12 protein-coding genes are annotated in these 15,199 nt (G+C 58.3%); 2 read left to right on the top strand and 10 right to left on the bottom strand.

The features are described from left to right. Window positions 1–13: 13 nt before the first annotated feature. Complete coding sequence (locus tag CHB88_RS19960; RefSeq protein ID WP_089401100.1) at window positions 14–781, top strand: ABC transporter permease; 768 nt, start codon at window positions 14–16, stop codon at window positions 779–781. 205 nt (window positions 782–986) lie between these two features. Here the strand turns inward: CHB88_RS19960 and CHB88_RS19955 are convergent, their stop codons facing one another. The 7 genes from CHB88_RS19955 to CHB88_RS19930 form a co-directional block, all read right to left on the bottom strand. Beyond that, a complete protein-coding gene (locus CHB88_RS19955; RefSeq protein WP_089401099.1) occupies window positions 987–1,442 on the bottom strand; it encodes a hypothetical protein in 456 nt (151 codons plus the stop codon). Between the two features lie 33 nt (window positions 1,443–1,475). Next, window positions 1,476–2,837 (bottom strand): type IV pilus inner membrane component PilO, encoded by a 1,362-nt coding sequence (locus CHB88_RS19950; protein ID WP_176442566.1) that lies wholly within the window; start codon window positions 2,835–2,837, stop codon window positions 1,476–1,478. A gap of 2 nt (window positions 2,838–2,839) precedes the next feature. Beyond that, window positions 2,840–4,672, bottom strand: coding sequence for a secretin N-terminal domain-containing protein (locus CHB88_RS19945; RefSeq protein WP_089401097.1), 1,833 nt, complete (start codon window positions 4,670–4,672; stop codon window positions 2,840–2,842). Further along, window positions 4,669–5,397, bottom strand: a complete 729-nt coding sequence (locus tag CHB88_RS19940) for a toxin co-regulated pilus biosynthesis Q family protein (protein WP_089401096.1) — start codon at window positions 5,395–5,397, stop codon at window positions 4,669–4,671. Before CHB88_RS19940 ends, CHB88_RS19945 begins: the two co-directional genes overlap by 4 nt. 209 nt (window positions 5,398–5,606) lie before the next feature. Then, window positions 5,607–6,248 carry a hypothetical protein gene (locus CHB88_RS24800; RefSeq protein ID WP_143131382.1) on the bottom strand — a complete coding sequence of 214 codons (642 nt, stop codon included), beginning with the start codon at window positions 6,246–6,248 and terminating at the stop codon, window positions 5,607–5,609. A 44-nt stretch (window positions 6,249–6,292) separates the two neighbouring features. Next, complete coding sequence (locus CHB88_RS19935) at window positions 6,293–7,357, bottom strand: type II secretion system F family protein (protein WP_089401095.1); 1,065 nt, start codon at window positions 7,355–7,357, stop codon at window positions 6,293–6,295. After that, a complete protein-coding gene (locus CHB88_RS19930) occupies window positions 7,357–9,129 on the bottom strand; it encodes a GspE/PulE family protein (RefSeq protein ID WP_089401094.1) in 1,773 nt (590 codons plus the stop codon). Before CHB88_RS19930 ends, CHB88_RS19935 begins: the two co-directional genes overlap by 1 nt. Window positions 9,130–9,491: 362 nt before the next feature. Here CHB88_RS19930 and CHB88_RS25260 point away from each other — a divergent pair, with 362 nt between their 5' ends. After that, on the top strand, window positions 9,492–9,656 hold the full coding sequence (locus tag CHB88_RS25260) for a hypothetical protein (RefSeq protein WP_176442565.1): 165 nt from the start codon (window positions 9,492–9,494) through the stop codon (window positions 9,654–9,656). A 55-nt stretch (window positions 9,657–9,711) separates the two neighbouring features. On the opposite strand, the gene CHB88_RS19925 is transcribed toward CHB88_RS25260, so the two are convergent. From CHB88_RS19925 to imuA, 3 genes are read right to left on the bottom strand one after another with little or no spacing between them, the layout of a single operon-like run. After that, entirely contained in the window at window positions 9,712–12,849 is a 3,138-nt protein-coding gene (locus tag CHB88_RS19925; protein WP_089401093.1) for an error-prone DNA polymerase, read from the bottom strand. Between the two features lie 12 nt (window positions 12,850–12,861). Next, a complete protein-coding gene (locus CHB88_RS19920) occupies window positions 12,862–14,376 on the bottom strand; it encodes a Y-family DNA polymerase (protein ID WP_089401092.1) in 1,515 nt (504 codons plus the stop codon). Continuing rightward, the gene (imuA, locus tag CHB88_RS19915; RefSeq protein ID WP_089401119.1) at window positions 14,312–15,040 is read right to left on the bottom strand and encodes a translesion DNA synthesis-associated protein ImuA; all 729 of its coding nucleotides are present in this window, start codon (window positions 15,038–15,040) and stop codon (window positions 14,312–14,314) included. Before imuA ends, CHB88_RS19920 begins: the two co-directional genes overlap by 65 nt. Window positions 15,041–15,199: the final 159 nt, after the last annotated feature.

The following is a 15,199-nucleotide window of genomic DNA, read 5'->3' as shown; positions in this document are numbered from 1 at the left end:
GCCTGCTATTTCCATGAAATCGAAAACCCTCAAGCGCGTCGCTCCCTGGGCGCTGCTGGTCCTGATACTGTTCTTGTGGCAGGTCATCTGCAGCGTCTTCTCGGTGTCGGAATTCATCTTCCCCAGCCCGCTGGCGATCGCCGAATCCATGGTGGAGTTCGCCGGCCCGCTGCTCGAACATGCGCTGCGCACGTTCTGGGTCACCATGGCTGGCTTCGCCATCGCGGTTGCGGTCGGCGTCGCGCTTGGCATGGTCATCGGCTCCTCTCCGCTGCTTTACTCCGCGGCTTATCCGCTGATGACCGCCTTCAACGCCCTGCCCAAGGCGGCGTTCGTTCCCGTGCTGGTGGTGTGGTTCGGCATCGGCGCCGGCCCCGCGATCCTGACCGCCTTCCTGATTTCCTTCTTTCCCATCATGGTCAACATCGCCACCGGACTGGCGACCCTGGAACCGGAACTGGAAGACGTGCTGCGCGTGCTAGGCGCGCGCCGCCTCGATGTGCTGATGAAGGTCGGCCTGCCGCGCGCCATGCCTTTCTTCTTCGCATCCCTCAAGGTGGCGATCACGCTGGCCTTCGTCGGTTCCACGGTATCGGAAATGACGGCATCCAATGAAGGCATCGGCTATCTGCTGGTTTCCGCAGGCTCCTCCATGCGCATGCCGCTCGCCTTTGCCGGCTTGGTCACCATCGGCGCGATGGCGATGGCCATGTACGAACTGTTCGCCATCATTGAAAAGCGCACCACGGGATGGGCGCACCGCGGCGCTGGCGCGCAATGATCGACTGCCAGCCTCAGCAAGGCGGAGGTGAGAACAACTCGGCGTGTATTGGATTGGCGAGCTGGCGGCTGAACCGCCAGCTTACTGAAAAGACTTCAGCGCTCTGCGCTTTGGCGTTACACGGAGCGAAGGCCTGAAACGAATCAGGCCAAGCGTTTGGCCTGTACGCCTCATTCGAGGAGAGATGAATGCTCTCTCTGTCGTTCTATTGCGCTTGATAGGCAGCACTCAACCCCGGCATCTGCAGGAAAACCTGTTTGGGGCCAAGCCAGTTTTTCTTCCCGGTACGGACGAACATGGCCGTGTTGCCACTCACGCTGTTCAATCGCCAAATGCCATTCTGGTCTCCGGAACGCATGGTCTTCAATCCTGACGGGGTTCGAACCAGCAGGGTCAGGCTCGAGCCGACACCATAAGCGGCATCGATCTGCTGCGGTTCGTTGTCATCCACCAGCACCTGCATTTTCGCCATGTTCTCTGCGGGAGGGCTGCCTGCAGACGACTTGTTCCGTTCCTCGTTGATCTGCCGCTGAATTCTGGTCTGGGCCAGTTCGCGCTGCTTGGCGACCAGTTCATTGAAGGTTGGCTCTGCAGCGATGCAGCTTGCGGATGAAGCTGCCAAGAGAATTCCACTCGCCAGGACGGCATATATCGATTTCATCTGTTCACTCCATACGCATGGTCAAGACGTCATTCATGATGGATTCCCATTCTTGCCTTTATCAGGTACGGGCAAGGGTGCGCCGACTCGCCAGTAAATTCCTTTTGCAGCAACCGTCACAGTTTGATTCGGCTCGATCTTGTACGCGATTTCGGAAAGCACGGCATTGTCCGGGAGCTGTTCGAGATGCCCAAGCAGGAACACGTCGCCGGAAAGCTCCCAGCCCAGTTCCTCGACGCCGAAAGTGGCGCCATTCACCGGCTGCCCCACCGGCTTAGGACTGGTGAATGAAAGCTTGAGCTCGTAATCCTTCGCGCCCCAGAAAAAGGGGAGCATCGACTCCTTTCCGGGATAGCGCGCCAGAAAGGCCCGGAGGTTGTTTGCTGACGGCGCTTCCTTGAAGAGCAAGGGATCTGCCGCAATCTTCCAGCTATGGCTGCCTTCTTCCAGATCCACCGAGGCGGCGCCTTCGGGCTGTGCCGGATTGGGCGGCAGGCTGCCAGCGAACGGCAGACGGCGATAAGTGATCTGACATCCGCCGCCGCTGGCACAACGAGCAGAGGCAATCATCCAGCCATTCTTCACGACGGGATAATCCTTGAGTACACGGTCCAGCTCACGGACAAGCACTTTGCCCGGGAAGTGACGCGCGTTATTGAAGTTTTCGACGACACTGCTGGCATAGGTAGGATCGGGCGGGGGTGCTGCTGCCACGACGGGCTGCGCAACCGGCTTATTCCATAGCATCTGGTAAGCAGCATAGCCAAGCCCGGCGATCAGCATGACGCCAGCCAGAACGCCTGCGGCCACAACGACCGTCCCGCTTCGTGAACTTACCGACTTGAGCCTGGCTTCGCCCGTGGGCTGTCCATCGATGAGAATCGCGAGGGAACCGGAACGAAGCACAATTCGCTCATCACCGATACTGTTCAATTCTGCTTCAGCGACGCCATCGAGGATCAGTTCGATTTGCGTATCGTCGTCTATCGATGAGACGACTTCCTCCACGGCTTGCACCAGGCCAGCTGCGCTTGAGAGACGCTCCCCGGCTTCTTCAACCAGTCCCTTGTGCACAGCGCAAATCCAGTATTGCTGGCTATTGCGCAGCGCACGGACGATGACAAATGCCCTATCGTCGAACTCGGCGAAATATCGGGCAAGCAGAACCCCGGGGCTAAGCGTTTTCGCTGGGAGGCTTGCTGCTTGCGCGCTCAAAACCCCAACGGACGCGATCTCATCTTTCGCACGCGATACCCAATGAGTCGCCTCAAAACTCTTGACCAGCTCCCCAACTTCACGCCGGCGCTGCGCACGCGGCCCGGAAAGCTTCAGCCAGGAGACGCCAAACGCAAGCGTATGGCCGCCGACTTCCTCGATCACGAAATCTTCGGTCACGATCAAGTCTCCGAGTCAATCAATACAGGGGTGATGAAGACCAGGGTCGTTTTGCGATTCTTGGATTTGGCGTTTGAGAACCCGGTCAGCCCGCCTGCTTCCTGGTCGGAGTCACGATTCTGCGCCAGCTGCGAAAGAACGATCGTCTCCCCGGGTCGTACACGGGCCACCTGCGTGGTGGAGGTGCGCGGAATCTTGGGCGAACGGACGACGATTCCCGATGGATTGTTCCCCGTATTCGCCGCTTCAAGCGCTTCGAGGTTGGATATGTCAACCGTGTATTGGAGCAGAAGCTGATTGTTGTCCAGAACCTTGGGAAGCAATTCGAGGAACACGCCGTAGGAGATCGTTGCCTGAGTCGCTGTCGTGCTCGTTGAAGTTGTCGTGCTGGTTGACCCGATCGAATCAATGTAGGACTGCGAGGTTGCCATGGTGACCGGCACGGGCTGATTGTTGATGGTCAACGCATCGACACCGGTCCGGTCAAGCACCTTGGTCACGCGGGAAAGCGCCTGAATGATGGCATTGCTGCCTTGGGCATTTGCGATGTTGTCGCCTTGTCTGCCAGGGGTATATCCACCGGCGGTTGCCGACGGTACTGAAGCGGCGCCGGGCGCAAGCACGAAAGTGCCAATACCGCCACCAAGCTGGCTTACGCTCGGTATGCCCGTTGACAGCAGGCGGAACTTGCCATTGCTGCTGGTTAGCACAGCCGATATGTCGAAATTCTTGCCGTTGTCCATGATGTCGCTGATCGTCACCAGTTCCACCCTCAGGTAGATCGAACGGCTTACCCGACGATTGGCATCCGCAATCAAGGCCTCTGCGGATTGCAGCACCTGCGGCGTGTCAGTCACGGTCACCGTGCTTGCCGCCTGGTTGAAGGCCACCTTGCCGCCCGGGCTGATCATGGACTTCAACTGATTTTCCAGATCAGCCCAGAAGTTCAGATTGGCGGTATGTGACTGGCTTAAGGCCGTCGTGCTGGAACTGCCGCCAGTACTGCCACCCGATGAGCTTCCCCCGCTGCCACCGCTTCCCCCTCCCCCGCCGCCAGACACATTGCCGGAGGATGAATAGCTCGTCGTCAATGTCTTTACGCCACCCACCGCCTTGATCTCGAAGGTACGAGACTTGTAGCGATACAGGTGAATGCGCCCGTCCATATATTCCCAAGAGATACCCAGTCTGGCAGAAGCAATGTCCAGGAAGGTGGATAACGGTCCGCGGTAATCCAGGGTCATCGATGACTCGATCGGAAAACCTTCGGGCATGCCAGGCAGAGTCTGCGCGGCTTTCAGCGGCCCGTCTTCCATCATGCCCGCCAGATTCGGCGGCAATGGCCCGCTTCCCTGTGCGGATGGCGGCAGGCTGAACAGAGGAGCAACGCCAGAGGGATTGGAAACGGGGGTCAACGTATTGCCGGGCGAGTTCGCCGTCGCCAGGTTCGTAGTACTACTGCCTGTCAACAGGACATTCGGCGCCACGGAAACCGGGATTCCAGTCGTGCGCGTCACCCATTCGGCCAAGCCGTTGACATTTACCCTGCCCCTGTTCACCACCAAGGTGACGGAATATTTCTGAGGCGATGAAAAGACTGGTGGAAGCACCTTGTCCGTTGCCAAGGGAACCGTCTTTCGGCCTATGTAGACGCCATCAACAAACTCGACAGGCCTTTTGTTGATCGACTGTTCTGGCTGAGGCTTGGCCTTCGCCACCGGGATTTCTTCAGGCGCATAATCATTGTGCCTGGAGAAATCGGGCTGCAAGGCCGTGCAGCCGGCAAGCCCTGCAACAATGACTGCAGCGCCAAGAGAGAGTGTGTGTTTTTTCATTTTGAGCCGCTCACGAATCGGATCACGCGGTTTCCGCTGTAGAACAGCGCACGCACAGGGGCGTCGGAGCTGGATAGCCCGGCCAGCACCTGTTCAATGGCGGTCTCGAAGGTGCCGCACAATTTGGCGTTTAGCTCTACAGGAAAATCAACGGGCATATCCCAGTAAGGTTGCCAGCCGGCACGGATGCTCCATGCTTCGAGCGAACGGCGTAATGTTCCATCCTGGGGCTTTACTTCCCAAGGGCATTGAGTCGCGTCCTGTGAAATCTTTTCTGCGGAACTAATATGAGACGCAGTCAATGATTGGTTCATGCCGGCAGGCCTTGGACTTTGCCCAGATCCGACTTTCCTGTTCAGATCAGCCGCTTCATTTCTGTTCTCTTTTTCATCTTTTTCATCTTTAGCTAAAGCCAAAACCGCATGGGAAGAAGGATCGCTTCGTTGGCTTTTTGCACTCACTACCTTTTCCTTCGAGGGTGTCCCGCCAGATGGCTTACTGTCATAAGCACTAATCCGATAGTTTTGAAAAAGGCTATTTTGACCAGGCACATCCTTTACGTAGTCTTGATTCTTCAGCTGATGTGCCATTGCCAAAGTCAGTGGTCGGCCACTCATTGAACTAGTTTTCTCTTCAACAGACGAGGCGCTGCCAGAAAAGGTCAAACCGAGAACAACCAACATCATTAGAACGGGCGACCTTGATGTCTTTAATTTCGAATCCATCGGAGATTCCTTAGTTGTAGCCCATATGAAATGGTTGAGTATCACATTGACTGCCAAATCATGGTACCCATCACCGTTCAAATCAGAAGGCGGAATCAAATGCTATTTTTTCACACTTATTTCAATTGATTGTGTGGTCCCGTACTTAGCAGAATAATTTTATTTGTAAATGTTCACGGCTCCCAATAGACTTGAGAGCCGTAAGACACTTAACCCTTCGGCATGTAGAACACGATCTGATTCGTCGCAGTGTTAGCGCACTGTGCAGTCATAGCCGCTGCACTTGTAGTACCGTCAGTGCCTTTGATAGCAGTACCGGCTGGCGTATTTGTAACTGGCGCTGGGTTACCGACGGCATTAGGTCCTGCTCCAACGACGACAGCTGAAGAAATATTCATCAGTTGTGAGACGAAGGCGTTACACTCATTTGCCGACATTCCCGCGGAAACATTAAAGCTTATTCCATTGGCGGCAGCACCAGTAATCGTTGCAGGTGCCACACTCAGATTTCGGCCAATCTTCATACTAAGTGACGAGGCGGGTCCTGCACCGTTTAGTGTCCAAGATGTTGGTGCAATCCCACTTAAATTAACATTTTGGGCAGTGGCCGCCAACGTGTCCGGGGCAGCTGCAAATGTTTGAGGATACTTGGTCATGATGTACTGCAAATCGTTTGCATCTGCATTTATCTTGGCATCAGAAAATAGTGCTTTAGCGGTAAGCCCGATGCCAGCAATGATGACTGCAGCGACGGCCAATACAATTACAAGATCAACCGCTGTAATGCCTTGCTGTGCATGAAAATTTTTAGGTTGATGCTTATATTTCGATTTAAAAAGTAGTGGTTTCAATTTGTACTCCCTATATAAAAGTGCTTCTGCAATTGCCTATATTTCTATAGACCCCCTGATCGAGCGGCCGCCCCGACCACTCTTCCAAACGAAAACGTATCCAAAAATATCCACGCCAGAAAAACGCCAGTGACAGCCTTGATGACGGCCGCCTGCGCGCGGAGCTTGATCTCCATGGCAGTCAATGCACGTTCAAGATTTTCAAAGCCGATCCGCTTCATCACTTCTTCCAGCTTTCCGCTTGCCTCGAAACTCACAAGGTAGTCGATGAGCGGCGCTGGAATCAGTCCGGTATCCATGGCTGCGGCCAAAGTGCCGCCTTTTGCCAGATTCTTTTGCATGCGCATCAGGTGGCTGCGCATGTAAGGAGTGGCGTCCTTGCTCATCAAGGTCAGTGCATCCCTGAACGTCACATTGCTGCGCAATAAAGCCGACAAGTTGATCAGCAACACGGCACTCAGATAGCTTCGATAAATGCTGTAGGGCGGGATATAGTCCATCCACCGCCTGAGGCGCCCTGTCCATCGGGGCACGCTCATGCTTACCAGCGTTATGAACCCTATGAATGCGGGCACCACGACGTACCACCATTTCGTCAGGATCTCTGCCAGAAAATAAGCGATTTGAAACGAGCCCCCCATCTTTTCCAGCTTCACGATGAAAAGGAACTGCGGAACGATCATGAAGCCAAACATCAGATAGACGCCGAACAGGCCGAGAAAGAGCGTAAGCGCTGGCGTGAGCACCGCCAGCATCATGTTCCGCATCTTCGTCATGGAACGGTTGGCGAGACCAGCCGAGCTTACGCCTTCGATCAATCGCCCAACCTGCTCGCCGCTGCGAATCATGATGAGGTTGGCGGAAGGGATGAAACCTCTCAGCGCATCTGACAAGCCGCCGCCAATGCCGAGGCGCTTCTTCATCACGGCAAAAACGACGCTCTGCGACTGGTTCCTGCGCTTCGCCGCCGCCTGCTTCGACGCGATGAACTGGCCGATGCTCACGTTCATCCGAAGCTGGTCAGCCAATTCATCATAGAAGTCGGCAAGGCTGCTGCGGAAGCCGAGGCGACCAAGGAACATCTCAATGGCTTTCAGCATCTTCTCCATCAGGACTTGTTCCTTTCCCAGTACAAGTCGAGCGGCTCCAATTCATGCTCCAGTTCTTTCGGATCTATCCATCCCTGGCTCATTTTGTAAATGGCGACATCCATCACGGATTTGCCATGGCTGTCCGGATGATCGAAGGGCTTTCTCTGCCCCCTCAATAGGCGGTAGGCGTCGAACTGTTTCCCCTCCTGAAGCAGGGCGAGCAGTTCTTGATTCGGAATCACGACTTCCGCGCAGACGGTGAGATCCGCGATGCCGGGTATTGGACTCGATGCGCGGCATACATCGCAACCCTCTTCATGCCGCACGTAAACCTTGGCCGGATCGACGAAGCGGTGCACCCGCTGCACAAGGCCCGGATCCTCGTTCGTACCGAGCAAAGGTATCTTGCATGCGTCGCATAGCCTGCGCAGCAGTTTTTGATAGACGAGAATCGACAGGAAGTCGGGCGCCGCAAGGACTTCCTTTGAAATGCCAATTTCCGGCGAGGATAGCCTTTCGAAGATCCCGAGCGCTGAGTTGGCATGAACCGTGGTCAGGCTTTGGTGTCCGGTCTGGATCAGTTGCTTGAAGGCAGACGCTGTTTCCACGCCGCGAATCTCTGACACCAGGGCCACGTCCGGATCCAACCTCATCAGGGACTTCACCAGGGCGCTGGTGGCCTCGTCCGCATCCATGTCCTCATTGACCTGGATTTGAATCTGCGTCACGCCGAACAGCCGCCCTTCGACCGGATCCTCCACCGAATAGCATTTGCGGCCCCGGTGAGCGATATGCGCCATCATTGAATAAAGCGTTGTTGTCTTGCCTGAGCCGGTTTGCCCTGACAGCACGATGCCGCCTATCGTCTTTCGAGCCGCGAGGCCGATCATGTGCGCTTGATCGGGGAGGTATCCCAGTTTCTCAAGATCGGCCTGCAAGCTTTCTCCACGCCTGAAGGTCTCGCTTGATTGCCGCAGGATCCGCATTACCGCGTCGAAGCCGCCGATGGCGGGCGTGATCTCGAAGCGAAGCTTTACGTTCTCCTGCTTGCCATTGATTGGGATGACGCACGGAATGGCAGCTCGCTGCTGCCGTTCAAACGTGATGACGGAGCCGGTATTGGAGCCCTTGTCCGGTTTGGTGTTATACACTGCTCGCACCAGATCTTTTGCACGGTTCAGCGTCATGGTCCGGCCGGAACGTATCAGGGTTCCTTTTGTGCGATAAAGAATCTGGCAGCCCGTATCGCGGGCGCATATGTGAATGTCGGAGGTGGATCGCTTTACCGCGTCACGGACGATCTCCATGAACTCGCTGATTTCCTCGGAACGCGGCTCCTCATCCTCACCGTCCTGTCCGTTGAGGTCATAGGTCCGGGCAAGCGACTGGATGAGCATGCGATCGCCGTAAAACACAACAGGCTGAGTACCGACGCTGGTTTCCAGCAATTTTCTGAGCCGGAAGATCAGTACCCTGCGCTCATCGAAATACTTCGGCTGAGCGACGACATAGCTGCGCCGCTCTTCCAGAGATTGCATCACGATAATGCTTTTCCCATACTCCACCAGCGACACACCCTTCAGCTTTTCAGGCGTCAGCACGACGATGTCGTCCGGCAGATCGAGCTCTTCCATGTTCCGCGCGGTCTGAATCGCCTTGCTCTTCAACTCCTTTATCGGAGCCAGGGACACATCTTCGGCTTTTTTGTCGGACAGACTGTTTTCCGACTGGCTGCGCAGTTCGGTTCCATCCTTCCCTAGATTGATCTCGATGATCTTTCCGCTAGACATAGCTGAATGTGCCTGATAAGTTTTATGCGCTGGATTGCAACTTCTTGCCGATGTGTTTGCTTGCTCGCTTGATGTACTGGTTTAGCTACAACTCGTTTTCTGTACCATTTGACGTTGGAATTTTTCCAAGTTGTGCAATGCTAGAGTAGTTATTAAAGTTACATCCGTACAGGTCAAAAAAAGGAAAACCAAAGTCAAAAATAGATGATGGATAAGAGGAGACGAGCCTGGTTTTAAGCCCCTGCTTATTACGCTTTGTTTTCAAGTTTTTGACTCGTCTCAGTAATGCGACAACCTCATTTTTTGTATCGCTACACTTGCTGGACATGCCTGGTCCAACGCCTGGAGGCTTTTACAAATCCATGAAGGTTGAATTTCCTATTCCGGAAATCAGCAAGGCTGCAGCCGGCGCGCTGTTTGTTGAAACAATTCGCAATGCAGCGTGCTTGCGGAGACAAGCGCTCTCATTCCAGCAGCGGGAATCAACGCTGGACGGTTTTCAAATGCTTTTACCGATGCGGTTTTGAGGATGAACCGTCAGAGACCGGGACAAGCGCGTTTTAGCGCCCCAGGCGAAAGGCTTCAGTGGAAGTCGCGGCTTTCCACATTCAGCCTTCCCAGCAGCATGGAATGATCCACCACCCGCTTGGCGATCAGATGCGTGACCTGTCCTTCCCGCTGCCAGACGCCGTACACGGTCAACAGCGTGGCATTCAGAATTTCCCGGCGCTGCTTTTCCAGCAATCCAGGCCAGATGATGACATTGGTAACGCCAGTCTCGTCTTCCAGCGTGACGAAAAGCACGCCATTCGCCGTTCCGGGACGCTGGCGTACCGTGACGAGTCCGGCGGTGCGCGCCAGCTTGCCGTTGCCGAAGGATTTCATCTCGAGCGCGGTGGACAAATTCATTGCCTTGAAGCGTTTGCGCAATAGCGCCAATGGATGGCGGCCCAAGGTCAAACCGGTGCTGGCATAGTCGGCGATGATTTCCCGTCCTTCGGAAGCCGCCGGCAAATCCAGTTCGTCCACTGCCAATGGCGCGTCTCGAAATATTTCGGGCATGACCAGCATGCCGCTCACCTGCCAGGCGGCCTGACGCCGATGCCCGACAAGCGACAACAATGCATTGGCCCGTGCCAATGACTGCAAATCATGGGAAGAGAGGCCGGCACGGCGAGCAAGATCGTCAATGCTGCCGAACAGGCGGATGGCCCGCATTTCTTCGATGCGCTCCCCTGCTTGCGGCGACAGCCCTTTGACCAGCCGCAGTCCGAGACGCACCGCCGGCTGAGCCCGGTCGCTGCGCAGCGAGGCATCTGTTTCCTCCAGCGTGCAGTCCCAATCACTGAAAGCGACATCGGCCGGCCGGATTTCGATGCCATGTCGGCGCGCATCCTGCACCAGTTGCGACGGCGAATAGAAACCGAGCGGCTGGGCATTGAGCAATGCGGCGAGGAAGGCGGCCGGCTCGTGGCATTTGATCCAGGCCGATACATACACCAGCAGCGCGAAGCTGGCGGCATGGGACTCGGGAAAACCGTATTCGCCGAAGCCTTCGATCTGACGGAAAATCTGTTCGGCGAATGCTGGTTCGTAGCCGTTGTCTATCATGCCTTGCACTACCTTGTCGTAAAACTTTTCCAGGCCGCCCTTGCGCCGCCAGGCGGCCATGGCGCGCCGCAGGCTGTCGGCTTCGCCGGCGCTGAACCCGGCGGCGAGCATGGCGATCTGCATCACCTGTTCCTGAAAGATCGGCACGCCGAGGGTGCGCTCCAAGGCCTGGCGCACGCCCTCGCTCGGATAGGCCACCGGTTCCAGTCCCTGACGCCGCCGCAGATAAGGATGCACCATGCCGCCTTGAATGGGGCCGGGGCGCACGATCGCCACCTCCACCACCAGGTCGTAAAACGCACGAGGCTGCAGGCGCGGCAGCATGGACATCTGCGCGCGGGATTCGACCTGGAATACGCCTACCGTATCGGCGCGGGAGATCATGCGATAGGTCTGCGCATCCTCCGCCGGCACGTCCTGCATGGTGAACACTTCCCCGCGGCGCAGGCCGATGAAATCCAGCGCCCGGCGGATGGCCGACAGCATGCCCAGTGCCAGCACATCGATCTTCAGCAGGCCGACGGCATCGAGGTCGTCCTTGTCCCACTGGATCACGCTGCGATCGGCCATGGCCGCGTTTTCGATCGGCACCAGCCGCGCCAGGCTGTCGCGGGCGATGACGAAGCCGCCGCTGTGCTGGGACAGGTGGCGTGGGAAGCCGATCAGCGTCTGCGCCAGCCGCAACAGCTTCTGCACCAGCGGCGATTCCGGATCGAGGCCGACATCCTGTAATCGCTCCGCGCTGACGCTGCGGCCATCCCACCAGTGATGGGAGCCTGACAGGCGATTGACGTATTCATGCTCCAGTCCGAGCGCCTTGCCGACATCCTTCAGCGCCGAGCGCGGCCGGTAGGTGATGACAGCCGCCACCAGGGCCGCCCGCTGGCGCCCGTACTTGCGGTACATGTACTGCATCACCTCCTCGCGCCGCTCATGCTCGAAGTCGACATCGATGTCGGGCGGCTCGTTGCGTTCTTTCGAGATGAAGCGCTCGAACAGCACGCTCATGCGCGCCGGATCGACTTCGGTCACGCCGAGGCAATAGCAGACGGCGGAATTGGCTGCTGAGCCGCGTCCCTGGCAGAGAATGCCCTGGCTGCGGGCGAAGCTGACGATGTCGTGCACCGTGAGGAAGTAAGGTTCGTAGGACAGTTCGGCGATCAGCGCCAGTTCATGCTCGATCTGCTCCTGCACCTTGGCCGGAATGCCGCGCGGGAAACGACTGTCCGCCCCGTTGTAAGTCAGGCGGCGCAGGTAACCGGAAAGGGATTCGCCGGCCGGCGCTATTTCCTCCGGATACTGGTAGCGCAATTCATCGAGGGAAAAACGGCAGCGCTCGGCGATGATCACAGTCTGCTTGAGCGCCTCGGCAGGATACAGGCTGGCCAGACGCAGGCGGTGGCGCAGATGGCGCTCGGCGTTCGGATGCAGTGCCAGCCCGCATTCTGCCAACGGGCGGCCGAGACGGATCGCGGTGAGGGTGTCCTGCAGCGGCTTGCGCGAGCGGACATGCATGTGCACATCGCCGGCAGCGACCAGCGGCAAGCCGGTTGTGGCAGCGAGTCGGGACAGCCGCTCACGCCAGACATCATCGTCGGCTCCCTGCAGCAGTTCCAGCGCAATCCAGGCGCGTTCACCGAACGTGACGGCGGTCCACTGCGCTTGCTCTAGCAAAAGCGCGTCTTCCTGCTGGCGATCGGGAATCAGGATTGCAAGGCAGCCTAGCATACGGTGCAGGCGCCCATCTGCTTCCGGGCCGGCATTGTCGATATCAGCGCGATGCAGCAGATACTGCCCCTTCCCCGCCCGCCGCCGGCCAAGAGTAATCAGCTGCGACAGATTGCCGTAGCCTTCCATGTCGGTGGCCAGCAGCACCAGCTTCACGCCGCAGGAAAGCGAAATCTCGCTGCCGATGATCAAGTGCAGGCCGCTCTTCCTCGCCTCCACATGAGCCCGCACCACCCCGGCGAGGGAACACTCGTCGGTCAGCGCCAGCGCCCGATAACCGAGCCGCTGGGCCCGCTCCACCAGTTCCTCCGGATGCGACGCGCCACGCAGGAAGGTGAAATTGGAAAGGCAATGCAGCTCGGCATAGTCGGCCAGGAACATGGCGTGCTCCGCTCAGGCGAAGAAGCCGTGCAGGAACCAGCCGGGTTCAGCCTCTTTCTCCCCTTGCGCGCCATGGCGCTCGCGATATACCCATAGCAGCAGGTGGGCGTCGTTGCAGGCAATGTAGTAGTCGCGGGTGATGAGCGCATCGTCCCACCATCCGGCCTCGATGCGCTCCGGGCCTGCCAGCAGGGTCAAAAAGCTCTGATAGAACGGCTTGTCGCGCTTGACCAGCAAGGCAACCGGTTCCCGCAGCAGCCAGGCCGGGCGCGGCGGGAAATTGAAGCCGGCACGATTGGACTGACGCATCCGAGCATGCAAGGCCGCATGGGCGGATACCGCCATGGAGCAGCGTTCCGGACGGTGGTCGCCCACCACCTTCAAGCGAGTGATGGCTTCCTCGCCGAGACGGCTGGCGAGGCGTTCGATGAGCCGGCCGGTGGTTTCTGCCTGGCTCGCCGGCGCCGGAAACAGTTCGGTGTTGGGAGCTGCCAGTTCGCTGATGTCCTCCGCCTTCAGGGACAACTCGATGACCGAGGCATCGAGCGTGACCCTGGCCATGTGCTCCTGCAGCAGCAGGCTGAGGTGAGCCAGGTCGCGGCTTGGGCTGGCCAGGCGTATCGGCAGCTCGGTGATGCACGCTTCGCCAGAACGCAGCGAGTCGTGGTGCAGCATCAAGGCAAACGCGCTGACCGCCGCATGCCGCGCCACCAGCCAGCCGGTCATCTGCATCAGCAGCCTGCGTGCGGCGAACAGCAAGGCTTCCACGCTATCGACCCGGGCCGGCAGTTCGATGCGCGCATGGAAGCTGGCCGGCGCCTCGAACCAGGCCAGCGCTTCCGGCTCCAGACCGAAGGCGCGATCGAGCTCCCGCAGCACTTCCTTGCCGAAGCGCCGCACCAGACCGGCGCGCGGCAGGCGGCGCAATTGCCCGAGCGTGTCGCAGCCAATGGCGGCCAGCTTGGCGGCATGCGGCTGGACCGAAGGCAGCAGCAGCACCGGCAAGGCGTCGAGCAGGTCGGCAAAGGAGTCCGGCCCGCCATGCAGATCGTCGCGATGGCAGGCAAACAGCCAAGCCGCGCTGGCGGTCGGCGCGCTGGCGATGCATGGCTGCATGCCAAGCTCTTCCACCCCCTGGCGCAACTGGCCGATCAACGCATCGCGCCCGTTGAACAGGCGCAGACTGGCCGACACTTCCAGCAGCAAGCCTTCATGCTGGCGCCTCATTAGACTGACCTGCGGCGTGAAGTGCAACGCCCACAGGGCCACTTCCGTCAGCGCTCCTGCCTCGCGCCCGGCATCGCGGGCGATGAGCACGATGTCGGCAGCCCGGGCGGCGGCGCTGCTCTCGTGCATGCCGGGCAGCACGCCGGCCTCCCGGGCGCAGTCATTGACCCAGCCGACGCGGCGCGACTCGGTCACGGCGAGCGGCATGGTCCGCATCAGGCTGTCACGCAGCGCTTCAGGCCAGCGACGATAGGCGAGATCCAGCGGCAGTTGGGAGAGGCAGACGGCTATCCATAGCATGGGGGAAGTCGAAGGAGGGATTGGACGAGGAGAAACGCAGTTTGCCGATATTGCGCTCGATGATGGCCGGCAGTTCCGGCCTGATGATGATCGGGGCACTGGCCACTGGTCCTCGTCGCTTGATGACTTCCACCGAAATTTGTCCTTCCGGACCAGCCTGGCATAGCAGACGCAGCGGCGCTGGAGAGGATTCCTGCTGCGCCGTCGCCGGGCGGAAGACGAAGGTCAGGCCCTCGCTGCCGGCAGCCGCCAGTTGCAGGCGGCGCAGGTGGTCCGGCCGGGCCTGGGGCAGCCAGCACAGCAAGGCGCCGAAGCTGGCGCTCTTGAGCACCTGCTCCACCGCCCATAGGCGATCCGCCGGCTTTTCCGATTGCACCAGCAAAACCTGCTCGATGTCGATGCCGAGCTGCTCCAGTGCCGGCGCGAAAACCAGATGCGGCGGTGCCAGCAGGATGATGGTTTTGCCTGCGCGGGAAAGCTGCTTCAGCACCGGCGCCAGCAAGCGGAATTCGCCGCTGCCATTCTGATTCCATAGCAATTCGGTCAGAACCGAAGAGGGCCAGCCATGTCCCGGCAATTCTCTATCCAGCTTGGGATGGCCGCTGGAGACGCTGGGCGACACATGGCTGCCGATAGCATCGCCGCGCCACAAAGCATGTGGCATTTGGGACAAGAAAGCTTGATTAGCCTGGGAAGGGGACGGGGAGGTGTAAAGCTGGCTGGCTGGCATGAGATCCTCGCAATCTAGTGATGAGCAATCGATATACTGTACAAATATACAGTATAAATTGGCAAATTACATCAGAGAAATTGCGATTTTGTT

The sequence above is a fragment of the Noviherbaspirillum humi genome (assembly GCF_900188095.1).
Classification (GTDB): domain Bacteria; phylum Pseudomonadota; class Gammaproteobacteria; order Burkholderiales; family Burkholderiaceae_D; genus Noviherbaspirillum; species Noviherbaspirillum humi.
Note: the sequence above shows the minus strand (reverse complement) of the source record. Positions and strands in the feature narration are given on the sequence as shown.

Coding starts and splice junctions, on each gene's coding strand:
- CHB88_RS19960 (WP_089401100.1), top strand. CDS start 14: ATGAAATCGAAAACCCTCAAGCGCGTCGCTCCCTGGGCGCTGCTGGTC.
- CHB88_RS19955 (WP_089401099.1), bottom strand. CDS start 1,442: ATGAAATCGATATATGCCGTCCTGGCGAGTGGAATTCTCTTGGCAGCT.
- CHB88_RS19945 (WP_089401097.1), bottom strand. CDS start 4,672: ATGAAAAAACACACACTCTCTCTTGGCGCTGCAGTCATTGTTGCAGGG.
- CHB88_RS19940 (WP_089401096.1), bottom strand. CDS start 5,397: ATGGATTCGAAATTAAAGACATCAAGGTCGCCCGTTCTAATGATGTTG.
- CHB88_RS19935 (WP_089401095.1), bottom strand. CDS start 7,357: ATGGAGAAGATGCTGAAAGCCATTGAGATGTTCCTTGGTCGCCTCGGC.
- CHB88_RS19930 (WP_089401094.1), bottom strand. CDS start 9,129: ATGTCTAGCGGAAAGATCATCGAGATCAATCTAGGGAAGGATGGAACC.
- CHB88_RS25260 (WP_176442565.1), top strand. CDS start 9,492: ATGAAGGTTGAATTTCCTATTCCGGAAATCAGCAAGGCTGCAGCCGGC.
- CHB88_RS19925 (WP_089401093.1), bottom strand. CDS start 12,849: ATGTTCCTGGCCGACTATGCCGAGCTGCATTGCCTTTCCAATTTCACC.
- CHB88_RS19920 (WP_089401092.1), bottom strand. CDS start 14,376: ATGCTATGGATAGCCGTCTGCCTCTCCCAACTGCCGCTGGATCTCGCC.
- imuA (WP_089401119.1), bottom strand. CDS start 15,040: ATGCCACATGCTTTGTGGCGCGGCGATGCTATCGGCAGCCATGTGTCG.